The following is a 21461-nucleotide window of genomic DNA, read 5'->3' on the forward strand; positions in this document are numbered from 1 at the left end:
CCATGCGCGTCGCATTCTTCGTCAACTCGATCGAGGGCGAGGAGCCCGGTTTTACGACGACGTCGCTGGCAATGGCGGCCGTCGCCCGTGGACACGACGTCTGCTACATCACGCCTGCCGCGTTCGTTCTGCGTCCGGATGATAGCCTGATGATCCGCGTGACGATCGTGCCAACGGCGAGATACAAGGATACGCAAGCCTTTCACGCGGCCTTCCAGAGCAAGAATGCCGAGGTCCGGACGATCGACGTTCGCGAGGTTGACGTCATCTTCCTGCGCAATGATCCCTCGCTGGATTCCGAAGATCGCCCCTGGGCAGCGCACATCGGCGCAATGTTCGGTCGTCTTGCCTGCGAGCGCGGCACGATCGTCGTAAACGATCCGTCAGGTTTGACGCTGGCGCAGAACAAGCTCTATTTCCAGGGTTTCCCGGAAGCCGTGCGCCCGACCACGCTGATTTCCAAGAGCATCGAGGAAATCCGTGCCTTCATCGCCGATCACCGCAAGGGCGTGATCATCAAGCCGCTGCAGGGCTCCGGCGGCAAGAATGTTTTCAAGATCGCAACGCCCAACGATGCCAACCTCAACCAGATTTTCGAGGCGGTCAGCGGCGAGGGTTACCTGATCGCGCAGGCCTACCTGCCGGAGGCCAAGGCAGGCGATACCCGCTTTTTCCTGATGAACGGCAAGCCGTTGATGCGCGACGGCGTCTATGCCGCCTTCCGGCGCGTTCCGGCCAAGGGAGATCTGCGCTCGAACTTGCATGCCGCCGGCACGGCGGAGGCGGCGAAGATTACCGACGGCATTCTGGCGATCGCCGAGATGGTCCGCCCGAAACTGATCGAGGACGGCATGTTCCTCGTCGGGCTCGATATCGTCGGCGACAAGATCTTGGAGATCAACGTCTTCACGCCCGGAGGACTTCCCGATGTCGCCGGCATGCACAAGATCGATTTCTCCGAGGAAATCGTCGCGGCGTTGGAAGACAAGCTGGCTATCCGCAAGACCTATGCAGGTTCGATTTCCAATCGGGCGCTGGCGACGCTTTGAGCTGTATTGCACCGCCATATGTGCTATCGCCAAACGCCTTAGACGATTGGAAGTGCCCGTGATCCCCTGGACCCACATTGACACGGCAATAATGCCGGACGGCGGTGGCGAACTGCGCCTGAAGCAGCGCGGCAGCGAATTTTCCATCATGCTCGGCGCCATCGAACTGATGAACAGCCGACTGAGCGGCTCCGAGGAAGCGCTGGCGCGCCTGTCTTATGAAAGGATCCGCAGCCACCCTCGACCACATATGCTGATCGGCGGTCTCGGCATGGGCTTTACGCTGCGGGCCGCGTTGGCTGAACTTCCCGCCGATGCGCGCGTGACCGTCGGCGAACTCGTTCCCTCCGTCGTTGCCTGGGCGCGGGGCCCGATGGCGGACGTGTTCGGCGGCTGTCTCGATGACACTCGTGTAACCATCCGAGAAGGCGATGTGGGCCGCCTGATCCAGCCGGCGACCGCCGAATATGATGCGATCCTTCTCGATGTCGACAATGGGCCGGAGGGCCTGACCCGCAAGGCCAATGACGATCTCTACAGCGCGTTTGGCCTGCGCGCCGCACGCACGGCACTGCGGCCGAACGGCATTCTTTCTGTCTGGTCATCGGCGCCGGATGCCGGTTTTATGCGGCGCCTGCGCGATGCCGGTTTTGTCGTGGAAGAACTGAAGGTGCGCGCCAGCACCAAGGGCGGCGGCGCGCGCCATGTCATCTGGATGGCGACGAAGTGCGGCAAGTAGCTCTGGCGGGCTACAGGCCTTCCCGTTCCAGCAGGGTGCGGACCTCCTCGAACCGGCGCCTGTTGTCCGGGTTCCTCTCTCCGGCCGAATAGCAGGTGCTGACAAGGCAGAAACGCTGCAATCCGAACGGTGCAGTCGTCTTGGTAAATTCGCAGGAGATCGTGTCGACCATGTCCTTCTTCTCGACCCCATCGCGGGTCGAATAGGTCATGCGAGCGCCGGGCGGTTTGAGTTCGGGAAATGATTGGACGACGCCGGTGTGCAGATTCTCTGTCATCAGTAGATGTTTCGCGACTTTTATACACAGGTCTTCGACCTTCACCGACTGGGCGGCAGCCGGAGTCGCGGCCAGCGCCAGAACGAGAGCGATTGTTTTCATGGCGCACTCCTCAAAAGCCAGCCGCCTGGCCAGCGCAATATATAACGGGTAGCGCCGCTTTCGGTTCCACCCAAGACTGTGCAAAAAAAGCTTGCGCCGGATGAAATGTCTTTTGCCAGCGATCGAAGTCAGCGTAAGCTGACCTGCGATTGGTGTTTTGACGTGTCCTTTTCGCAATCTTGGGAAACGCGTCATCCTGAAATTCCCGGTTTTGCAGTCTGAAATATCCACGCGGAAAAATTGCACGTTCGGGCTTTCAGGCGGGACCAAGCGCTCTCGTCGCAGTTATTGTTGGCCATATGCAAGGAGAAGCAGATGACGGATATCAGCGAAGACGACGTCAGGACACGAGCATACGCTCTCTGGGAAGCCGCCGGCTGCCCGGACGGTAGTGACGAAGAGCATTGGCTGGAGGCATTGCGGCAACTGAAGGACGAAGCCGCCGTTGCCGGTATTTCGCCGAAGATTGCCAAGACCTCGAAACTTTCGGTCGTCAAGAACGACCCGGTGAGCGAGCCCGCGCCTAAGAAGCGCACCAGGACAGTCTGAATCTGCCTTGCGGAGTGCCGGCAAACCGACACTCCGCAGACGGATCAAACGACAATTTCGGTTGGCACGCATCTGGCTTTGAAATCCGGCCGGATTTTTTGCGCGCCAATTCGCGAGCGTGTTTTGCAGCACGATTTTTTTGGCACTCGATGCGCTTTTCTGCGGACATCGGCTTCGCTTTGCAACATCATGGGATGGCGAGAGCGGTCGTGCCGCTGCTTGTGATCGTAACCGTCCGTACAAGGAATGTGACCTGCGTGAAGATACTTTCGGTGACGTCGGAAATCTTTCCATTGATCAAGACCGGCGGCCTTGCTGACGTAACGGGCTCGTTGCCCAAGGCTCTTGTCGGTTACAACTGCTACACGCGTACACTCGTTCCGGGCTATCCCACGCTGTTTGCCAAGCTCACCGGCGCCCAGCAAGTTCATTTCTTTCCCAATCTCTTCGGTGCCCCGGCCTCTCTTTTGGAAGCCCGCTATGAGCAGCTCGACCTGTTGATCCTCGACGTGCCGGCGCTCTACACACGCCCCGGCGGCCCCTACCTCGACGAGACAGGCCACGATCACGCCGACAACTGGAAGCGGTTCGCGGTCCTTTCCTACGTGGCTTCTGCCATCGCCGGTGGTCTGCTCCGGAACTGGTCGCCGGACGTCGTTCACACGCATGACTGGCAGACGGCGCTGACCTCCGTCTACATGAAATATTCGACCAATGCCCGGAACGTGCCAAGCGTGCTGACCATCCACAATCTGGCTTTTCAGGGCCAGTTCCCGACCTCCGTCGTCAGCCAGATCGGCCTGCCGCCTGAGGCCGTTTCGCTCGATTGCCTCGAATATTACGGCGATGTCAGCTATCTCAAGGGCGGCATCCGCACCGCCACCGCCATTACCACCGTCAGCCCCACCTATGCCCGCGAGGTGATTTCGCCCGAGCTTGGCATGGGCATGGCGGGCGCTCTTGGTTCGCGACCGCGGGCGCTGACTGGTATCGTCAACGGCATCGATATGGAGATCTGGAACCCCGCTACGGACGCCCATCTTCCCGCCAACTATGACCACAAGAGCATAAGGCAAAGAAGCCGGAACCGCGCGAAACTCCTGGAAACCTTCCGGCTCGATGATGGCCCTGGACCGATCTTCGCGGCAGTTACCCGGCTGACCTGGCAGAAGGGCGGCGATATGCTGGCCGAGGTGGCCGAGGAAATCTCGCATCTCGGCGGCCGGCTGGTCGTGCTCGGCAAGGGCGAGGAACACATAGAGACGGCACTTCTCGCTGCCGCCGGACGCCACCCCGACCGCATTGGCGTCCGGATCGGCTATGACGAGGCAACAGCCCATCTCATCCACGGTGGCGCCGACGTCATCATCCAGCCGTCCCGCTTCGAGCCGTGCGGTCTGACGCAGCTTTATGCCCTGCGTTATGGCGCCGTGCCCGTGGTGTCACGCACGGGTGGACTGTCCGAGACGATCATCGACGCCAATGATGCGGCGATTTCGGCCCGGGTCGCCACCGGCTTCCAGTTCCATCCGGCGACCGCCGAGAACCTTCGTCTTTCCATTCTTCGCGCCTTCGCCGCCTATCACGATCCGAAGAAATGGGCGCGCCTTCAGAACCAGGGCATGAAGGCGAATTTCTCCTGGGAGCGAAGCGCTGAACAATATGCGGCGCTCTATGCCCAGCTCATTCCGGACCGTCGGAGAATGTCGATCGTTCCATCGAAAGCGGCGGAGTAAGGACATCGATCGTATGCCGGGATAAGCGGCATTGCGCTGTAAAAGCGGCGTTTGTCGAAGAGGAGCGTGGAGCGGTGACCGGAGCCAAGTACACGATCCTGATCTGCGAGGACGATTGGCTGATACGCTCAGGCACGATCGATCTGCTTGAAGATCAAGGCCATACGGTCTTCGATGCGGCGGACGCGCGGACGGCGCTGGCGATCCTGTCGGAGCGTTCGATCGATATTCTCGTCACCGATATCGGGCTGCCCGACATGTCGGGGGCCTTGCTGGCTGAGCGGGCAAAGGCGATGGTTGCGGGATTGCCGGTGATCTTCGTGACCGGTCACAGCGAGGTGGAGGGCATAAAGGCAGGACCGGGTATCCAGCTGGTCGCCAAGCCGTATTCCAGCGAGACGCTGGCGGCTGCCATCGCGTTCGTGACGACAGGTTGAAAGGATTGCCGGGGGGCATAATATTTGTCGCGAAATCAGCTAATGATCAAAACCGAAGTGTCTCGTCTTGGTTGCCACAGGCAGGTGACAAAGTGCACCGGCGATGCTCTAACTTACTGAATTGCATGAAAGTGCATATCGGGCGGTACGGATTGGGGGCGGCGTATGAGGAAAGCGTGCAATATCCGGCCGGTTTTGTCGCGGCTGTGGCTGATCATGGTTGTCATGGCTGTTGCCGCGCTCTATGGCGGCCAGCCCGTTTTCGGACAGACGCCCACTCCGGCTGTATCCGAGCAGAAGATCGATCAGCTGATCAAGCTGCTCGATGACCCGGAAGTCCGCGCCTTGCTGAACAAGAGCGCGACGGCGCCGGCCTCGCCAGCGGCAGAACCCGCCGCGGACATGTCTGCGGCGACGTTCAGCGCCTGGGGCAACAGGATCCGCCAGCACTTGCGCGATATCGGGCAAGCCGTCCCGCAGGTTTCATCCGAATTCATGCGTGCCGGTGGCAGGATCGCCGCCGAGATCAACGGCCACGGCCCATTCGGCGTGTTTGTGCTTTTCCTGATGCTGATTCTGATCGGTCTCGGGGCGGAATGGCTGTTCCACCACATCGCCAGCCGCAGCCGGGCGCACGCGGCGCTGACACTGGACGATGGGACGGGCGTCAAGCCGCTATACCGGGCCGGCCATCATCTTTTTGCCGTGCTGGCACCACTGGTGGCGTTCAGCTTGGCGAGCCTCGGGCTGTTCATGGCGATGACATGGCCGCCGCTTCTGGACGCCATTATGCTGCCCTTGCTGCTTGGCGTCATCGCATGCCGCTTTGCGATCCGTATTGCCCGGCTGCTGCTCGTCGGCCCGCCGTCCGCTGAAGGCCCGGAGGCCCCGCCGGGACTTGCGGCGATCGATCCCGCCTCGGGCACCTTCTGGTACAAACGCATCGTCTGGTTCTCCTGCATCCTTTTTGCAGGCTGGGCGCTTGCCGGCGTGATGACGGCGCTTCACATCCTTCCTGCGGTTCGAGGCGTGGTCGTCTATCTGCTTGGCCTCGGCCTGCTGCTGGTTGGCATCGAAACCGTCTGGAACCGCCCCGCGGCCCTTGCCCGGCCGCAGGGTCGCGGCGTGATGGAATGGGCACTGACGGCCTTTCTCTGCCTGTTGTGGGGTCTGTGGGTCGCAGGCGTGATCGTCATTCTGTGGCTCGGCATTTACGCCCTGATCCTGCCCGGTCTTTTGAAGACGACGACCGCCACGGCGCGAAATGCCTTCGCTGCCAAGCTCGACGCCCCCCAAGGCGGCAATCCGGTGTTCGAGGTTCTTGTCGAACGCGGCGCGCGGGCCGGGATCATTGCGCTCGCCATCGCCTGGCTCGCCTTCCTCGTCAACAAACACACCGCGATGTTCACCGGCGAAGCGATGACCGATCGCCTTATACAAGGTGTTCTGGGTGGCGCGATCATTCTGCTTGTCGCCGATATCCTTTGGCAGATCGCCAAAGCGGTCATCAACCGCACGGTTGAGCACGCACGGATCGCAACCAGTGACGATGCCCACAAAGCTCGAAACGCCCGCCTCCTGACATTGTTGCCGATTCTGCGGACCATGCTGGCGATTGCCATAGCGCTGATTGCCGCCATGATGGTGCTGTCCGGCCTCGGTGTGCAGATAGGTCCGCTGATTGCGGGCGCCGGCATCTTCGGCGTTGCGATCGGTTTCGGCTCGCAGGCGCTGGTCAAGGACGTGATCAGCGGCGTCTTCTACATGATGGACGATGCCTTCCGCGTCGGGGAATATATCCAGGCCGGCAGCTACAAGGGAACGGTGGAGTCGTTCAGCGTCCGCTCCGTCAAGCTTCGTCACCATCGCGGCCCTATCTTCACCGTCCCCTTCGGCGAACTAGGCGCCATCGAGAACATGAGTCGCGACTGGGTCATCGACAAGTTCACCATCTCGGTCGGCTATGACACCGACATCAACAAGGTCCGCAAAATGGTCAAGGGCGTTGGCGCGGCCCTGCTTGCGGACGAGGAGTTCGGGCCGTTCATCATCGAAACCGTCAAGATGAAGGGCGTTGAGCAGTTCGGCGATTACGGCATCAGTCTGAGCTTCGCCATGATGACCAAGCCGGGCTACCAGACGATGATCCGCCGGCGCGCCTACATGATGATCCGCGAGGTCTTCGTCCAGAACGGCGTCGTCTTTGCGTCGCCGACGGTCCAGGTCGCAGGCGGCGACCAATCCTCGGCAGCTGCCGCGGCAGCAACCGTGAAAGCTGCGATGGACCAGAAGAAACTGGCCGAAGGCGGAGGCGCGGGGGCTTGAAGGAAGTCTACTCGTCGTAGAGTTCCCGCAAAGTTTTCAGCGTCTGTTTGAGAACGCCGCCTGACACGGAACCAAGGCGCTTGACGAGCCGTTGCTTGTCGAGCGCTCGGGACTGTTCCAACAGGATAAGCCCGCTGACGCCCTGAAACGTGACGGGCACGCGAAAACCAGCGGGGCGGCTGCCGGAGGTCATGGGCGCGACGATGACTGTGCGCAGATGGTCGTGGATCTCGGCGGGTGAAATGATCAAACAGGGCCGGGTTTTCTGGATTTCGCTACCGACTGTCGGATCAAGCGCCGCAAGCCAGACGTCGCCGCGCTTTACCATTTCAGCGCGGCGTCCTCTTCATTTCCGAATTCCGGCCATTCGAGCGTGTCGTCCTCGGCGGCGGCAAGGCGCTTGGCGTCCTCCGCCCAGCCCTTACGCGGCGGGTTTATCACTCGTTCGATGACGATCCGGCCTGCCTCAACCTTGAGTTCGACACTGTCGCCGGCCTCGACGCCAAACTCCGTCAAAAGCGGCTTCGGGATGATGACCCCAGCCGAATTGCCGATTTTTTTTACCGCGCTCAACATCACACTTTCCCGTTCGGTGGAGATATCTCTATATCATCCATACCCGTCGGTTACAACAATGTTGTAACGAAGCGCGGCCGGTTCCAAAGGACGACTCGGCGGAGAAGAGCCGCCTGACGGTGATCAGCCAGCCCCGGTCAGTATTGCGTTCTTTAGCGCTGGCGAGCCTTGCGGGCGGCGTAACGCCGGTCGCGTTCGGCCTTGCGTTCAGCTTCGTCGGCGACCACACGGGCGATGCGGTCGCGCTCGGCCTGTTCGCGGGCCGTCGCTTCAGCCTTCTGCTCTGCTTCCGCCGCTGCGGTCAGTGCCGCGGCTTCGGCGAGCTCGCGCTCGTGTTCTTCCTGCTTGAGGCGGTCGCGCTCGGCGCGACGGGCTTCGCGCGCAGCCGCGTTCGCCTGCCGTTCGGCAAGCTTGGCGGCCAGTTCCGGATCATCCGCTCTCGGTGCAGATGCAAATTTCTTCAGAAGCTTCTGCTTGGCTTCCGCCGCAGCCTTGCGCCGATCGGCAAAGCCATTATCGGTTGGGTGTCTCAATCGTCGTCGTCCTTTTTGGTAGATTTATCGTTTGACCGGCCCTTGGCCGGAGAGCAGCTCGGGTCGCGAAAGCCGACACCATGTGCCGTTTCGCATTTTGTGCTTCATCAAGCTAGAGCGGAAACGCCAAAAAAACAGATAGGCCACCATATTTCGCGTCCTGTTTCACTGCGATGGAAGAACAGCAGCGATATGGCGGCAGGGAAAACGCAGCAGCAATCAGCGTTTTGCAGACTTCCTTGATGCAGGAAGTTTCACGGGCGTGCTGGCTTCCCTTTCGAGGCGCAACTGCCGCAGCCTGAACGTTTTCGCGTCGCGCTCGGCAGCAACATCATCGATTTCCGAAATCGTCCGGTTGCGGGCCATGAACTGTGTCTGTGTCCTGCTGAAGGCGGATTCCGCCTGTTCGCGGGTCTTCGTCGAATTCTCGGTCACAATGAATATCCTTTGTCTCTCTCACCGGAATGCCGCGCGGTCGATGATCGGCCACGAAAAAAGGCCAGGCGATTTGCCTGACCTTCCAATTGGGCGTTGCCTCGTCAACGATGCCAGTACATCCGTGGTCACCGGAGAGGCTCCGTCCGATTTAGGCAGCCTGGAGCTGGCAAGCGGACATTTTGCCCGACTTGTTATCGCGTTCCATCTCGTAGCCAAGCTTCTGGCCTTCGACGATTTCGCGCATTCCGGCCCGCTCGACAGCGGAGATGTGGACGAAAACGTCCGCGCCGCCGTCATCAGGCTGAATGAAGCCGAAGCCCTTTGTGGAATTGAACCATTTAACTGTGCCAGTGGTCATAACGAACCCTTTCAATAGCAACATGTATCCACCGCCGTACGACGCACGGCGGGTCTAATCTCGATTTTTGAAGGGGGAAGTTCGTCAGAGACGCGCCAAGCGCGGGCAGAAACAAATATCGGTCAAACAACTATCGATGGACGGATTTATAGATCGACGCTTTGCGTTTGTCAACTTTTAGTTTTCATTCTTTCGCCATCTACTTTCAGTTGCGCAAAATCGTTCTTCCCGTCGATGGTCGCCTCAGCTTTCTCGATCGCCTCTGAATCAATCAATCGCCGAACAGTTTCCTTTGACTGTTCAAAAATTGGAGACAATGCGTCCATCCATGTCAGTCTATCCCCACGGAGGAAATAGGCACATCTAAGGAGGCGAAACGACGCCCGGGTTTTCAGGCGGGCAGAAAGGGATCAGATCATGCTCACTCAGATCAAGGGACTGCATCACGTCACCTCGATGGCTGCAGATGCCCGCACCAACAACCAGTTCTTCACCGATACGCTCGGCCTGCGCCGGGTGAAGAAGACCGTCAACTTCGATTCGCCTGACGTCTATCACCTGTACTACGGCGACGAGACCGGCGCACCCGGCACGGTCATGACCTATTTCCCGTTCCCGGATATGGGCCGCGGCCGCCCGGGGACCGGCGAAATCGGAACGACCGTCTTCTCGGTTCCGGAGGGCTCGCTTGGCTTCTGGAGCGACCGGCTTTCCAAGCGCGGCGTGACCGGTCTGAAGGCGGAAGAAACGTTTGGCGAAAAGCGGTTGAACTTTGCTGGTCCCGATGGCGATGGTTTTGCAATGGTCGAGGTCAGGGACGACAACCGTCCTGTCTGGACGACGAACGGCGTTTCCAAGGATCACGCGATCCGCGGGTTCCACTCGGTCGCCATGCGTCTTCGCGATGAAGGGGCGACCGCTGAACTCTTGAAGTTCATGGGTTACGAGACGCTTGAGAGCAAGGATGGCGTCACTCGGCTGATCGTCCCCGGCGGCAACGGCGCCGGCCTCGTCGATCTCGAAACCATGCCGACCATCCAGCGCGGCCTGCAGGGCGCGGGCTCCGTGCACCATGTCGCCTTCTCGGTCGAAAACCGCGAGAAGCAACTGGACGTCCGCAAGGCGCTGATGGACACCGGCTATCACGTGACACCGGTGATCGACCGCGACTACTTCTGGGCGATCTATTTCCGCACGCCGGGCGGCGTCCTGTTCGAGATTGCAACCAATGAACCGGGATTTGACCGCGACGAGGATACAGCGCATCTCGGCGAAGCGCTGAAACTGCCGCAGCAGCACAAGCACCTGCGGCCGATCCTCGAACAGCATCTGCAAAAGCTGGAAGATTAAGGGAGAGACATCATGACTGACTATGGCTATGTGCACCGGCTGAAGGCCGGTGCACCTGGAAATCCGATCTTTTTCGTCTTTCACGGCACGGGCGGCGACGAGCGGCAGTTCTTCGAGTTCGGCGGCGATCTCCTGCCGGATGCGACGATCGTCTCGCCGCGCGGCGACGTTTCCGAACATGGGGCGGCGCGCTTCTTCCGCCGGACCGGCGAGGGTGTCTACGACATGGCCGACCTTGCGCGGGCGACCGACAAGATGGCGGCATTCGTCAGCACGCTTGCCCGGGAGCACCAGGCGTCCGAGGTGATCGGCCTCGGCTTTTCCAACGGCGCCAATATCCTTGCCAATCTGCTGATCGAGAAGAACCTGTTCGACAAGGCCATCCTTTTGCATCCGCTCATTCCCTTCAGGCCGAAGGACAATCCGGCGCTGGAGGGCAAACAGATCCTGATCACCGCCGGCCAGCGTGACCCGATCTGCCCGGCCCCGGTGACGCAGGCCCTTGCCGACTATCTTGCGGGCCAGAAGGCAGTCGTGGATGTCGAGTGGCATACGGGCGGGCATGATATCCGCCAGAACGAGATCGCGGCGGTGCAGCGGTTTTTGGGGTGATTGCTCCTACGGCCCGCAACGTACATCCCGTCCTCCGTCATCCCGCCCTTGAGCCGGGATCCAGCCGCCGCGCGTCTGCGCGGCGAGGGGACTTTTCATGAGCCGCGCATAAGGCTTTCACGCGACGGACGTCGCGTGGCTGGATTCCTGTGACAAGCACGGGAATGACGGGAAGCTAAATTTCGCGCAAGCAACTTAACGGCTTGATCTCAATACCCCCTGGCTGCCCCCGCTGCCGCCCGGCTGTCCATCGCACCGTTGTAGCGCGCGCCGCCGCCTTCCTCGATTTCGGCGAGGTTCTTGCCGCCGACGAGGATGCCGGCAGCTTGGCCCCAGATCGGCCAGCTCGCATCGATCTGGACGTCATGGCCCATTTCGGTGAGCCGTTTCAGCGTGTCGGCCGACAATGCGTAGGGCTCCATGTAGACCTTGTCCGGCAGCCATTGATGGTGGATCCGCGGCGCATCGATCGCCTCCTGGATGCTCATGCCGTGGTCGATGACGTTGATGATCGCCTCCAGCGTAATCGTGATGATGCGGGCGCCGCCGGGGCTGCCGATGACCATGAAGGGCTTGCCGTCTTTCGAGATGATCGTCGGGCTCATCGACGACAGCGGCGTCTTTTTCGGCTCGATCGCATTCGCTTCGCCCTGCACCAGCCCGTAGAGATTGGGAGATCCCGGTTTGGAGGTGAAATCGTCCATCTCGTTGTTGAGCAGGATACCGGTTCCGGGCGCCACGACGCCTGCGCCAAAGGAACCGTTCAGCGTATAGGTGACCGCAACCGCGTTGCCGTCCTTGTCGATGATCGAATAATGCGTCGTCTCGGTGCTTTCGCCCATGCCCTTCGGCATGAGATCCTTTGAGATGCCTGCCTTGAACGGGTTGATCTTTTCGCGGATCTCCTTGGCATAGGCCTTGTCGGTGAGTTTTTCGACCGGATTGGCGACGAAATCCGGATCACCGAGCGCCGAATTGCGGTCGACATAGGCATGCCGCATGGCCTCGACCATGGCGTGCACGGTCTCGGCCGAGCCGTAGCCCAGGTAGGACAGGGGATAGCCTTCCAGCACGTTGAGGATTTCGCAGATGATGACCCCGCCCGAGCTCGGCGGCGGCGAGGAGACGATCTCGTAGCCGCGATAATTGCAGACTACGGGTTTGAGTTCGCGCACCGCATAGTGCTCGAAGTCGGCCTTGGCGAGAATGCCGCCGGCCGCAGCACTCGCCTTGACGATGTCGCCGGCGATGGCGCCCTTGTAGAAGGCGTCCGGACCTTTGTCGGAGATGCTCGTGAGGCTCGCCGCAAGATCGGGTTGCACCAGCTTTTCGCCGATCTTAAACGCCTTTCCGTCGGGTGTGAGGAAGATTGCGGCGGCGGCCTTGTCCTTCGCCAGTTTCTTCGCGCCATTGGAAAGCGAGGCGACGTCGCCCTGTTCGAGAATAAAACCATCCTTGGCGAAGCGGATTGCCGGGGCGAGAAGTTCGGCGCGCGGCAGCGTGCCGTAACGCTCGCGGGCTGTCTCCAGTCCCATGACCGAGCCGGGCACGCCGACGGCGAGATAGCCGTTGGTGCTGGCCCCCTTCACGATCTCGCCCTTGTCGTCGAGGTACATGGTCTTGGTGGCGGCGAGCGGCGCGCGTTCGCGGAAATCGAGGAAGGTGGTCTTGCCGTCTTTCAGCCGGATGGTCATGAAACCGCCACCGCCGATATTGCCGGCGGTAGGGTAAACGACGGCGAGCGCATAACCGACGGCAACAGCGGCATCGACGGCGTTACCGCCCTTCTTCAGCACCTCGACACCGACATCGGAGGCGAGGTGCTGGGCGGTGACGACCATGCCGTGTTCGGCCTTGACGGGTTCGGGCGAGGCGGCAAGGGCGGGTGAAAGGGCGAGGGAGAAGATGAGGGCGAAAGAGGCGAAGGCACGGGCAGCGGGTTTCATGGCGGTCTCCCGGTTCCAGTTTCTCGGATGGGGCATCTTTGCCGAGATCGTGCGGCAAGGCCACCCATTCCATATATGAAAACACGCGATTCCCGGCCTTTTGCGGAAAGAGGGGATCGTCCATGGAAGTGGTGCGGCTTGCGGCTGATGGCCGTTGAGGAGCTAATAGGCTGACGGTCAGATGTTGTTAAAGTGCTGGTCAATGAGCGCCTTTGTTTGTTTGATATTTTGTGCGCTCGAGGCGCCAAAGACGATGGATTCCACCTTGCCGAGGCCTGCGACATAGGAGATCGCTTCGTCGGCGGTGAGTGCGCCCGAGGCCAGCACCGACATGGCGATCGGCCGGAACCGCTTGGTGCGGATCGTTTCCTCGTAAAGCTCCATTCCGCCACACATGCGGAAGCCGATCTTGTTAATGTTGGAGCAGACGATAGGATTGTCGATCCCCTGGCGTTCCAAAGCCTCCAGGAGGCGGGGCATGTTCATCGTGATGAACCCCGGCTCCGCGCCGTATTTGCTTTTAATGTGCTCGGCGAAAATGCCGAAGGCGTCTTCGAATCCGATCCCGAGAAGCAGGTCGGTGACGACGTTTTGTAGAAAGATCACTGGCGTAGAAAGGCCATGGAACATCTTCATCTCGGCGTCGATCAGGACCTTGCCAAGGCTCGCCAGGTCCTTGTTGGCGAGTGAGACGCCGCTCTTGATCAGCGACGACAGGGCATTGCCCTGCGGCAGGAACCGCCGCAACGCTTCCACCGGCCCGTGTTCCGTCACTGCATTGGCATATTTGTGGGCATAGGGCATGCAGGGGTAGAAAACGAAGTCCCTGTATCGCTCCGGGTTCGCGCGCACGTGGTCGCAGATCGCGCCGATCCGGTCGTGCGTCGTGCACATAAACGCCCTGATGCCGGCGTCGCAGGCGATATCGACGACCTTGATGACCTCCGCATCATCCTGAAAGCGCATCGCCTGCGCCCGCGCCTTGTCTTCCGACATATGGTTGACACCAAAAAACTGATTGTCGCCAAAAAGGACTTTTTCCACAGCTGAATACCTTAAAAAACGTGTGTCAGGATGAACGGATCAGGCCAGCTTGGCCAGGATGCGCTGAAGCGCGCCGCCCTTCTGGCGGACTGTCGTCGTGGGCGGAGAAAAACGAATGTCCCCAGTGGCCGTGTCGCTTGCGGCACTCTGAATCCTGGAGATGACGATATCCGTCTCAAGAGCGGAGGAGAACGAGAATGCTGGATCTCTAAAGCCTTCGGAAATCTGCTTAAAGAAATAATCCATCTGCGAGGAATATTCCTCGCCGCGCAGATAGTACCAGACCTCCTCCGTCATCTCAGTCGTGTACTTGACGTTCCAGCCCTTCTTCAGGCCGTATTTCTCCGCGTCGTCGCCCCGGTAATAGATCTGCACTTCCTGTCGGTCGGCCTGAATGCGCCCCTTGGTACCCCAGATGCTCACCTTCATGGACATCTTGCGGAAGCTGTCGTCGCTCCAGTTTGCGACGAGCTGGCCGCTCATGCCGCCCGGATAGTGAAATGTGCCGTAGACTTCATCATCGACATCCTCGGAGAATATCTTGCTGAGGACGGCGCCGGAAACATCGGTCGGCGGGCCGACCAGGAAGTTCATCAGGTCGATCGCATGGGAGGCATAGTCGAACAGGCATCCGCCGCCTTCGGTGCGGTTGGTGCGCCATGTACTGCCTTTGGCGCGGAGGACCACCGGGCCGTAGGCTTCCGCGCGGACGTGGTGGATTTGGCCGAGCACGCCGTCTTGCAGTAGGCGCCTGGCCTCCTTGAAGGCGGCGACGAAGCGGTAGTGATAGCCGACCTGATTGACCAGACCATTTTCGGCGGCCTCGCGGGCGAGCTGCTTTGCCTCCTCAAGATCCAGGCAGAACGGCTTTTCGCAGAAGATGTGCAGATTTTTCTTCAGCGCAGCTCGGACGATTTCGGCGTGGAAACGCGACGGCGTCGCGACGACGACTGCGTCGAGCTCTTCCTTGGCCAGCATGGTATTATAGTCCGAATAGGTCTTGACGCCGGTGTACTTGCTCAAGGTATTGACCACGTAACCGGTCGTATCGCACACGGCGACAAGTTCAACATCCGGATGCGAACGGATGATAGCAAGATGTGAAATCCCCATTTTGCCAAGGCCAATCAGCGCTATACGTATCATTGAAATCTCCATGAATAGTCGGCCAGGGGCCGGAATGTATTTTTTGTTAAAGAATGCGTGTTTTACTTTACGGATATGGCTTGTCGGATTTTTTCCAGGAAAGACGATGGGGCAGCACTTGAAAATGTTTCGGCATTGCCCTGCCGCAGCCTGGTCTCCTCAATCTTTTGGTCGATATTGTCATTCAGTTCCGCAATGGCGATCGCGCTGATGCTGCGCAGCCAATTTGCCGTGTGAAGCTGGTGATCGGTTGTGTGCTCCTTGAGCGACGCGTAGCGCGGAACCAACAAAATCGGCTTGCGGGCTTCGAGTGCGGTGAAGACGCTGCCGGTCCCCGCATGTGCAACGATCAGCTCGCTTGCCGCGACCATCGCCTTGAACTGCGTTCCGGTGAGCATCCGGTCCCACTTCATGTGACGGGGGGCGAAAGCGCCTTCGCCGATCTGGGCGTGGACCTCGACCTCCGGATGGCGCGCGGACCAGGCATCCATCGTGCGGATCAAGCGGTCGAACGGAAGCATCGAGCCAACAGTAACAAAAATCATAGCACGGCTCCCCACCAGGCCGGCCCCTTGTCGGTCGCCAGATGTTCCCATTGCGTCAGCCAGATGTCGGCGACGTACTTCGCCAGGGAGCCGGATGTCGAAAGGCGGTCGCAGTTGGCGATGCTGTCGATCCAGATCGTTTTCGACTGCAGGAGGGTCTTGGAGAGGATGAGGGCCAGAAGCGCCGGCGCAGAGCCTGTGGTGATCACGACATCCGGCCGGACGGTCAGAACGATTTTCAGCAACTGGAAACCGGCCTTGATGCTCGCGATCTTTCTGAACCGGCTGAAATCCTGAAACACGTAATAGCGCTCGCCGGGTATTTCCTCGGCATATTCAGGGTAGACGCTTGCATACGAAACCTTAAGGCCGTCGAACGCCGGCATAATGCGGCGCATCTCGACCCAATGTCCCCCACCCGAACATATTGCCAGGACCCGTGTCATCTTTTCCACCAATCGCCTGAAGTACAAAGTGTGCGTTTCACCGCATGTCCGCCGTCACAGAACGTCATTGCGAAGCGCGTTTTCGAGCGTTGCCTTCTCGAAAATGGTGCAGGCGCCATCTACCGTCGCATCGATGATGCGGCGCCCCGCCTTTTCATAGGCTGCCCTTGCCTGTGCATAGGCCATCTCGGAACGGACCAGATCCGGAAGCTCCCACTTCACGCCCTTGGGGAAATAATTGGGGTGCATGTGGTCCTTGTCGATTTCCTGCTTGCGCACCTCAGATGTCGAGGGAACGCCCTGCTGCGAGAAGCGGTGGTCCATGCCTATGATGATGACGGTTTCAAAGCCCATGTAGTAGGCCAGTTGCAGTGCCGAATAGGTGACCGTGCCACCGACGCGCATGGGGAGGGTGATGTCGCCGACAAAGACGTTGTCCGATGCCGGCGGCAGCCGCAGATAGTAGCAGTCCTTTTCCACGGGATAGAGCTTGCGGAACTTGAAGTCCACGAACTTGGGCATGGGCAGCGCGAGGATGTCCGTCTTGAACTGCCGCAGGACATGCATGGCCGATCCCACGAAGAAGCTCGGCGTGAAACCCCAGCTTTCGAACATCAAATAGGAGCGGTTCATGCAAAACGAATATTCGCTCTTGACGAGATCCATGTTCGTCTTGTTGATCGACGGCCCGTTGCAGATGATAATGCACCTCTGGCCTCTATGGATGTCTTTGAACGCTACGTTCATTTCCCGGCTGATTTTTCCGCTTCCGTATCTCCAGGCCACCCCCTCCTTTTGATCGACAACGCGCCTCCACGCCGCAGCGACAATTCGTTTCGGTGTCAGTTCGCGCAGGGAAAAGTGACGGTCAGCCATTTGAAAACATCCTGAAGTCGTTAAAATTCAATCGTATAAAAGAGCGGGCACACCTTTAAGCTTAGGGTGCCCGTTACGTCCGGATTATGGATGGTCGTATTGGATCGTCCGGCCGTCTACCCGGGGCTTACCGGTCTCCAGCGGCGCCTTGGTCCGCACGTCTGTTTTTGGATAGTAGAATTTGCTGCGCAGCGCGGCGTCGAGGTCGCCGTGCGAGCGATACCCTTTCCATGTTCCCCAAAATTGATTGAAACGGAAGAGGATGACGGACGCCAGTTCATCGACCATTTTTCCATGACGTCGCGCGGCCACCAAGTCGTGCAAGATATTCGCCGTCGTCAGGGAGACGAAGTCGTTGAAGCCAAAGCGAATGCTGGGCTCGATCTGGCTGAGCGCGATCGCTTCGCGTTGATAGCGGCTGCGCACGCGGTTCCATGTTTCGTTGTGCACGTGGACGATCGTGGCGTCGGCGACATAGGAAATCTGTCCGCCGCGCTGCCGCATGTTTTTCGCCCAGGCAAGATCCTCAAGGCCCGTCAGCACCTCGTCGTAAGGCTGGCCTTCCCAGGCGCTGCGCCGGATCGCGCAATTGGCGTTGTTGCAGAAACTGTTGTTCTGCCGCCGGACAGAAACCTCCGGAAACCAGGAGGCGAAGACCTGATGCTCGGAAAACTTCGTCACGCTGTTTCCGACCTGCCGGCCATAGGCCAGCGTGATGTCCGCATCGTCGAAGGGCTGGACCAGCTTTTCGAGCCAGTCCGTGCGCAACGGATACACATGGGCGCTGGCAAACACCAGAACATCGCCGGTAGCAACCGCGCAGCCCCTGTTCAGCGCACGGCCGAAGGAGAACTCCTCCTTGGCGATATGCACAATCCTGACGCCGTTGCTTTCCGCGATCGGCACGGTCCGGTCCGTTGATCCGGAGTCCACGAGAATGACTTCGACGTCCTTCACCGACTGCGACGCGATGCCCGTCAGCAACTTCTGAATATGCGCACTTTCGTTGTAACTGCGGATGATGATCGAAATCCGGGGCATTTCAGACAACCTCAAATTGAAAAAATAGACGATCTCAAAGTGAAAAATAGACGATGGTGCTTGGTACGCTGAGACAAAGGGGAAATTCCGATGGCCATCCTCACGGTGGCATCGAAACGGCTATTGGAATGACCCAGATGCAAACACAGAGGCTAACGAGGCTGAAGGCAGCCGGGCGCCACCACGCCGCAGCATCGTCCTTGGGCCACGTCATGCACAGCAGCCGGTGGGAGTAGACCGCCGGTATCCAGCAGTAGAAAAAGGCTATGCTGACCAGATTTCCAAGGACGATCGCCCAGAGGCCGAGCGACGGAAGAAAGATCATGGAAAAGCAGACATTGACCATCCCCGTGGTGCCGTCCAGCCAATGCCAGATGATGTGATTGCTGACGGAGTAGCTTTGCAAGTGCACCGCGCCATATCGCTGAAGAAGCAGCGCCATGCTCATCGCGGCCCACATTTGGGGCGAGACGAAAGCGGCACTTTCGCCGAGCAGGAAAAGGGCGGGGATGAAGCCGAGGCCGACCGTCACGCACAATGATGATGCCACCCACAGGGATTCCGCGATCGTCGAACGCAGGAGCGTCGCTTGGAGCTGTCGCTCTCCCTTAACATAGGCTCGCGTCATCAGATGCAGCTTTGCCTGGACAGGAGCGGCACTCAAGATCATGCACACGGTGATGACATTCTGGGCGAGAAGATAGGCGGAGGCCGCCGCCGGGCTGCCGACCTGAATGAACAGCAGACCAGTGCCCTGCCGGGCGCCGGTGCTCAGCAACGTGCCGAGACCGCTGCGCCAGGTCGGGCGCCAGATTTCCACGGCGATCGAGCGGACGCGCTGCCATTCGAAACGCGCTGTAAAGCGGTTCCAGCCATGATGGGCGGCGCGCGACCGCAAGATGGGGATGGCGACCAGACTCGGAAGGCAGACAGCGAGGGTCATCACAAGCATTGAGCCCGACAGCCACAGAGCGAGGGCGGCGGACGTTCCGCCCAGGCTCCAGGCGAGCGCATCGACCAGCCGCGGCGTGGCGAGGTCGCCCATGCCGTTGAGAAAGGTCAGCTGCCGAAGCGTGAACACCCGCGCCGGTGAGAACAGGACAATGACCACCCAGGCGGCAATTCCATCGGCGGGATTGGCGAGCTGCCCGAACGGCCTAAGCAGAACCCAGGTGCCGAGCGTTGCAAGGCCGATAAACTGCAACAGCGACACGCCGGAGAAGATCAGCCGGATGAACTGGCAGGCATCCTGAAGCGCCTGCTCGCGCGCGGCGAGCGCGCCGGCTTCAGGCGCTTTGTCGCGTGCGACGTCGGCAGTCGACAGGGTTCTGACAAGAACTTGCGGGAGCCCGAGAAAGAACAGGTTCTGCAAGGAAACGATCGACCCGATCGCCAACCATAAGGTGCTTTCGGCGGCCGAGCCGTAGATGTAGAAAAGTGGGACAGGAAATACGAAGCCGAAGGAGCGGGCGACACTGGAAAAGGCAAGCATCAATCCAGGCGAAGCCAATGCCTTTCGTATCATTTTCATGAGCCGTCGCCTCGTTCCAAGCGTCTACGTCCCGTTTTGGTCGGATTAAGCAACACGATTGCACGTCGCCAGAATGTCGGAGTTCACGCCCAGCATGGCCAAAGCGATTTCGATGCTCTTCTGATTTGTCCTCTGGATCGCCTCAAGGGTGCTCGACCCGGAATGGGTGCCGAAAAGGCAATTGTCGAACTGGCGCAGCGGGCTTTCGGAGGGCAGCGGCTCGACCTCGAAGACGTCCAATCCCGCCGCCGCGACATGACCGGCGGCAAGCGCTCCGATCAAGGCCGTTTCGTCGATAATCGCGCCCCGCGCCACATTAACCACGACCACGCCGCGCTTCATGCGGCTGAAGACATCGGCGTTCAGAAGGTGGACGTTTTCGGGAGTTAGCGCGCAGGCAAGGATGATGATGTCGCTCTCACGGACGACGACATCGAACGGCACCTGCCGGGCGCCGACGGCATCAAGCGAGGCTGCGCCGATGGACACCACGTCGGAGCCGATCACGCGCATGCCGAAGGCGGCGCAGCGCCGCGCGGTTTCTCGGCCAATGCCGCCGAGGCCGACGATTCCCACCGTCTTGCCGCTCAGCGACCCGCCCTCGTACCGTGTCCATTTACCCTGCCGAACGTCCCGATCCATCTTGTGGATGTGTCTGGACAAGTTCAGGACATGGCCGAGCGCAAGATCTGCCACCTCGTTGTTGAACATGCCGGGCGTGTTATAGACCGGCAGCCCGAGGCGCGTCGCGGCAGGCTTATCGACATTATCGGTCCCGATGCCCCAACGGACCAGCCCCTTGAGGCGGCCAGCCTTTCCGGCCGTGAGGATTTCCGCGTCCAGCGGATCGTCGCCAGCAATGGCGATGTCGGCATACGGTATCATTTCCAGCATTTCGACTGCGGTGAACTGCTGGCCTTTCAGTTCCGGCACCCATGTCTTCACGCCGTGGGAGTGGAGCCGGGGTTCGTAGAGTTTGATATGTCGGTTGAGATGGCCGCAGGTTACCAGCACTTGAAGCTCGCCCATCACAGTTTCCCCCGCGTTGCGTGGAAAATGGCTTCCGCCACCTGGAAATTGATCTCCTCGTCGATGTCCTGAGCCTCGAAAGGTTCCATCTCGAACATGTAAGGGCGATGACCAATGCGGTTCTGGCGCTCCTGCAGCGTTGCCTTTTCGAAGATGTAGAGGCAAGAGTTCTCGTTGTAGATCGGCGGCAAGTCCTGCGTTCTTAGCAGCATAGCTTGGTTGTGATTCACCGGGCGAGCAAGCTGATCCCACAGGCGGGTCTGCATTCTCGTAACGGAAAACAACGAATCGTGGATCGGATATCTTGCCAGGAATGTATCGATCGCACTGTTGAGCGTCTTGACGGTCATCAGCGGATTGGTCGAGTGCGTCTGGAGATAGAACCGGCTATCGACCATGCTGATATCGTGCAGGAGAACATTGTTCATGGGTGTGGTGCCGTCACGCAAGTGCTCCGGCCGTTCAATCAGCATGACGTCAGGGTAATGTTTCTGGCAAAGCTCAGTTACGACGGGGGAATCCGTATCAATCACGACCTTGTCGATGCGATCAGAAGACACCAGTGCGTCAAGCATATGCTGGAACAATGGCCGCCCGTCACCGAAAGCGCGGTAGTTTTTCCCCTTAACCCGTTCCGATGAATGACGCATCGGCATCAGCGCAACAATATTGTGGCTCAAGTCAGTTCCCCAGTTCTCAAAATCGCCTTCCGTCGCTGTTCGCCGGTCAGCCCATTATTACATTCAAGCTATAAATTTGATGTGGAAGAGATGTCG

25 protein-coding genes are annotated in these 21461 nt (G+C 59.7%); 8 read left to right on the forward strand and 17 right to left on the reverse strand.

The annotated features are described in order from the left end of the window. Positions 1-2: 2 nt before the first annotated feature. Complete coding sequence (locus tag ACSQ2W_RS24850) at positions 3-1049, forward strand: glutathione synthase (protein ID WP_436088777.1); 1047 nt, start codon at positions 3-5, stop codon at positions 1047-1049. 58 nt (positions 1050-1107) lie between these two features. Further along, positions 1108-1788 carry a spermidine synthase gene (locus tag ACSQ2W_RS24855; RefSeq protein WP_436088778.1) on the forward strand — a complete coding sequence of 227 codons (681 nt, stop codon included), beginning with the start codon at positions 1108-1110 and terminating at the stop codon, positions 1786-1788. Between the two features lie 10 nt (positions 1789-1798). Here the strand turns inward: ACSQ2W_RS24855 and ACSQ2W_RS24860 are convergent, their stop codons facing one another. Further along, positions 1799-2167 (reverse strand): hypothetical protein, encoded by a 369-nt coding sequence (locus ACSQ2W_RS24860; protein ID WP_436088779.1) that lies wholly within the window; start codon positions 2165-2167, stop codon positions 1799-1801. A 315-nt stretch (positions 2168-2482) separates the two neighbouring features. On the opposite strand from ACSQ2W_RS24860, the gene ACSQ2W_RS24865 reads away from it, so the two are divergent. The 4 genes from ACSQ2W_RS24865 to ACSQ2W_RS24880 all read left to right on the forward strand — a co-directional run bounded on the left by ACSQ2W_RS24865 (position 2483) and on the right by ACSQ2W_RS24880 (position 7214). Then, a complete protein-coding gene (locus ACSQ2W_RS24865) occupies positions 2483-2716 on the forward strand; it encodes a DUF2934 domain-containing protein (RefSeq protein WP_436088780.1) in 234 nt (77 codons plus the stop codon). Positions 2717-2973: 257 nt separating this feature from the next. Next, complete coding sequence (glgA, locus tag ACSQ2W_RS24870) at positions 2974-4452, forward strand: glycogen synthase GlgA (protein ID WP_436088781.1); 1479 nt, start codon at positions 2974-2976, stop codon at positions 4450-4452. 74 nt (positions 4453-4526) lie between these two features. After that, entirely contained in the window at positions 4527-4889 is a 363-nt protein-coding gene (locus tag ACSQ2W_RS24875; protein WP_436088782.1) for a response regulator, read from the forward strand. 165 nt (positions 4890-5054) lie between these two features. Further along, complete coding sequence (locus ACSQ2W_RS24880) at positions 5055-7214, forward strand: mechanosensitive ion channel family protein (protein ID WP_436088783.1); 2160 nt, start codon at positions 5055-5057, stop codon at positions 7212-7214. A 7-nt stretch (positions 7215-7221) separates the two neighbouring features. On the opposite strand, the gene ACSQ2W_RS24885 is transcribed toward ACSQ2W_RS24880, so the two are convergent. The 6 genes from ACSQ2W_RS24885 to ACSQ2W_RS24910 all read right to left on the reverse strand — a co-directional run bounded on the left by ACSQ2W_RS24885 (position 7222) and on the right by ACSQ2W_RS24910 (position 9445). After that, positions 7222-7542, reverse strand: coding sequence for a type II toxin-antitoxin system PemK/MazF family toxin (locus ACSQ2W_RS24885; RefSeq protein WP_436083668.1), 321 nt, complete (start codon positions 7540-7542; stop codon positions 7222-7224). Beyond that, on the reverse strand, positions 7536-7790 hold the full coding sequence (locus ACSQ2W_RS24890; protein ID WP_436088784.1) for an AbrB/MazE/SpoVT family DNA-binding domain-containing protein: 255 nt from the start codon (positions 7788-7790) through the stop codon (positions 7536-7538). Before ACSQ2W_RS24890 ends, ACSQ2W_RS24885 begins: the two co-directional genes overlap by 7 nt. 152 nt (positions 7791-7942) lie before the next feature. Then, positions 7943-8323, reverse strand: coding sequence for a DUF6481 family protein (locus ACSQ2W_RS24895; RefSeq protein WP_436088785.1), 381 nt, complete (start codon positions 8321-8323; stop codon positions 7943-7945). Positions 8324-8542: 219 nt separating this feature from the next. Next, positions 8543-8758, reverse strand: a complete 216-nt coding sequence (locus ACSQ2W_RS24900; protein ID WP_436088786.1) for a hypothetical protein — start codon at positions 8756-8758, stop codon at positions 8543-8545. A 151-nt stretch (positions 8759-8909) separates the two neighbouring features. Then, complete coding sequence (locus tag ACSQ2W_RS24905) at positions 8910-9134, reverse strand: cold-shock protein (RefSeq protein ID WP_085995086.1); 225 nt, start codon at positions 9132-9134, stop codon at positions 8910-8912. A gap of 155 nt (positions 9135-9289) precedes the next feature. Then, positions 9290-9445, reverse strand: coding sequence for a hypothetical protein (locus tag ACSQ2W_RS24910; RefSeq protein ID WP_436088787.1), 156 nt, complete (start codon positions 9443-9445; stop codon positions 9290-9292). Between the two features lie 91 nt (positions 9446-9536). Here ACSQ2W_RS24910 and ACSQ2W_RS24915 point away from each other — a divergent pair, with 91 nt between their 5' ends. Both ACSQ2W_RS24915 and ACSQ2W_RS24920 read left to right on the forward strand, forming a co-directional pair. Further along, complete coding sequence (locus tag ACSQ2W_RS24915) at positions 9537-10469, forward strand: VOC family protein (protein WP_436088788.1); 933 nt, start codon at positions 9537-9539, stop codon at positions 10467-10469. A gap of 12 nt (positions 10470-10481) precedes the next feature. After that, positions 10482-11081, forward strand: a complete 600-nt coding sequence (locus ACSQ2W_RS24920; protein ID WP_436088789.1) for an alpha/beta hydrolase — start codon at positions 10482-10484, stop codon at positions 11079-11081. 209 nt (positions 11082-11290) lie between these two features. Here the strand turns inward: ACSQ2W_RS24920 and ggt are convergent, their stop codons facing one another. The 10 genes from ggt to ACSQ2W_RS24970 form a co-directional block, all read right to left on the reverse strand. After that, positions 11291-13027 carry a gamma-glutamyltransferase gene (gene ggt, locus ACSQ2W_RS24925; RefSeq protein ID WP_436088790.1) on the reverse strand — a complete coding sequence of 579 codons (1737 nt, stop codon included), beginning with the start codon at positions 13025-13027 and terminating at the stop codon, positions 11291-11293. Positions 13028-13204: 177 nt separating this feature from the next. After that, the gene (locus tag ACSQ2W_RS24930) at positions 13205-14071 is read right to left on the reverse strand and encodes a hypothetical protein (protein ID WP_436088791.1); all 867 of its coding nucleotides are present in this window, start codon (positions 14069-14071) and stop codon (positions 13205-13207) included. A gap of 39 nt (positions 14072-14110) precedes the next feature. Then, entirely contained in the window at positions 14111-15217 is a 1107-nt protein-coding gene (locus tag ACSQ2W_RS24935) for a Gfo/Idh/MocA family protein (protein WP_436088792.1), read from the reverse strand. 62 nt (positions 15218-15279) lie between these two features. After that, a complete protein-coding gene (locus ACSQ2W_RS24940) occupies positions 15280-15813 on the reverse strand; it encodes a glycosyltransferase (RefSeq protein ID WP_436088793.1) in 534 nt (177 codons plus the stop codon). Next, positions 15759-16160, reverse strand: coding sequence for a UDP-N-acetylglucosamine--LPS N-acetylglucosamine transferase (locus tag ACSQ2W_RS24945; protein WP_436088794.1), 402 nt, complete (start codon positions 16158-16160; stop codon positions 15759-15761). Before ACSQ2W_RS24945 ends, ACSQ2W_RS24940 begins: the two co-directional genes overlap by 55 nt. Positions 16161-16262: 102 nt before the next feature. Continuing rightward, on the reverse strand, positions 16263-17084 hold the full coding sequence (locus ACSQ2W_RS24950) for a 6-hydroxymethylpterin diphosphokinase MptE-like protein (protein WP_436088795.1): 822 nt from the start codon (positions 17082-17084) through the stop codon (positions 16263-16265). 84 nt (positions 17085-17168) lie between these two features. Continuing rightward, complete coding sequence (locus ACSQ2W_RS24955) at positions 17169-18125, reverse strand: glycosyltransferase family 2 protein (RefSeq protein WP_436088796.1); 957 nt, start codon at positions 18123-18125, stop codon at positions 17169-17171. Between the two features lie 100 nt (positions 18126-18225). Continuing rightward, positions 18226-19656: a hypothetical protein gene (locus ACSQ2W_RS24960; protein WP_436088797.1), complete on the reverse strand. Its 1431-nt coding sequence runs from the start codon at positions 19654-19656 to the stop codon at positions 18226-18228. Between the two features lie 45 nt (positions 19657-19701). Further along, a complete protein-coding gene (locus tag ACSQ2W_RS24965) occupies positions 19702-20685 on the reverse strand; it encodes an NAD(P)-dependent oxidoreductase (protein ID WP_436088798.1) in 984 nt (327 codons plus the stop codon). Then, complete coding sequence (locus ACSQ2W_RS24970) at positions 20685-21341, reverse strand: cytidylyltransferase domain-containing protein (protein ID WP_436088799.1); 657 nt, start codon at positions 21339-21341, stop codon at positions 20685-20687. The genes ACSQ2W_RS24965 and ACSQ2W_RS24970 overlap by 1 nt, the downstream gene beginning before the upstream one ends. Between the last annotated feature and the right edge of the window lie 120 nt (positions 21342-21461).

Origin of the sequence: Pararhizobium sp. LjRoot255 (assembly GCF_964252905.1) — a bacterium.
Lineage (GTDB): Bacteria > Pseudomonadota > Alphaproteobacteria > Rhizobiales > Rhizobiaceae > Pararhizobium.

Excerpts from the sequence above, each read along its gene's own strand:
- ACSQ2W_RS24950 (WP_436088795.1), bottom strand. The coding sequence starts at position 17,084 with ATGGCTGACCGTCACTTTTCCCTGCGCGAACTGACACCGAAACGAATT.
- ACSQ2W_RS24880 (WP_436088783.1), top strand. The coding sequence starts at position 5,055 with ATGAGGAAAGCGTGCAATATCCGGCCGGTTTTGTCGCGGCTGTGGCTG.
- ACSQ2W_RS24850 (WP_436088777.1), top strand. The coding sequence starts at position 3 with ATGCGCGTCGCATTCTTCGTCAACTCGATCGAGGGCGAGGAGCCCGGT.
- ACSQ2W_RS24970 (WP_436088799.1), bottom strand. The coding sequence starts at position 21,341 with ATGCCGATGCGTCATTCATCGGAACGGGTTAAGGGGAAAAACTACCGC.
- ACSQ2W_RS24940 (WP_436088793.1), bottom strand. The coding sequence starts at position 15,813 with ATGGGAACATCTGGCGACCGACAAGGGGCCGGCCTGGTGGGGAGCCGT.
- ACSQ2W_RS24865 (WP_436088780.1), top strand. The coding sequence starts at position 2,483 with ATGACGGATATCAGCGAAGACGACGTCAGGACACGAGCATACGCTCTC.
- ACSQ2W_RS24915 (WP_436088788.1), top strand. The coding sequence starts at position 9,537 with ATGCTCACTCAGATCAAGGGACTGCATCACGTCACCTCGATGGCTGCA.
- ACSQ2W_RS24860 (WP_436088779.1), bottom strand. The coding sequence starts at position 2,167 with ATGAAAACAATCGCTCTCGTTCTGGCGCTGGCCGCGACTCCGGCTGCC.
- ACSQ2W_RS24955 (WP_436088796.1), bottom strand. The coding sequence starts at position 18,125 with ATGCCCCGGATTTCGATCATCATCCGCAGTTACAACGAAAGTGCGCAT.
- ACSQ2W_RS24910 (WP_436088787.1), bottom strand. The coding sequence starts at position 9,445 with ATGGACGCATTGTCTCCAATTTTTGAACAGTCAAAGGAAACTGTTCGG.
- ACSQ2W_RS24945 (WP_436088794.1), bottom strand. The coding sequence starts at position 16,160 with ATGCGCCGCATTATGCCGGCGTTCGACGGCCTTAAGGTTTCGTATGCA.
- ACSQ2W_RS24965 (WP_436088798.1), bottom strand. The coding sequence starts at position 20,685 with ATGGGCGAGCTTCAAGTGCTGGTAACCTGCGGCCATCTCAACCGACAT.
- ACSQ2W_RS24935 (WP_436088792.1), bottom strand. The coding sequence starts at position 15,217 with ATGATACGTATAGCGCTGATTGGCCTTGGCAAAATGGGGATTTCACAT.
- ggt (WP_436088790.1), bottom strand. The coding sequence starts at position 13,027 with ATGAAACCCGCTGCCCGTGCCTTCGCCTCTTTCGCCCTCATCTTCTCC.
- ACSQ2W_RS24920 (WP_436088789.1), top strand. The coding sequence starts at position 10,482 with ATGACTGACTATGGCTATGTGCACCGGCTGAAGGCCGGTGCACCTGGA.
- ACSQ2W_RS24890 (WP_436088784.1), bottom strand. The coding sequence starts at position 7,790 with ATGTTGAGCGCGGTAAAAAAAATCGGCAATTCGGCTGGGGTCATCATC.
- ACSQ2W_RS24960 (WP_436088797.1), bottom strand. The coding sequence starts at position 19,656 with ATGAAAATGATACGAAAGGCATTGGCTTCGCCTGGATTGATGCTTGCC.
- ACSQ2W_RS24885 (WP_436083668.1), bottom strand. The coding sequence starts at position 7,542 with ATGGTAAAGCGCGGCGACGTCTGGCTTGCGGCGCTTGATCCGACAGTC.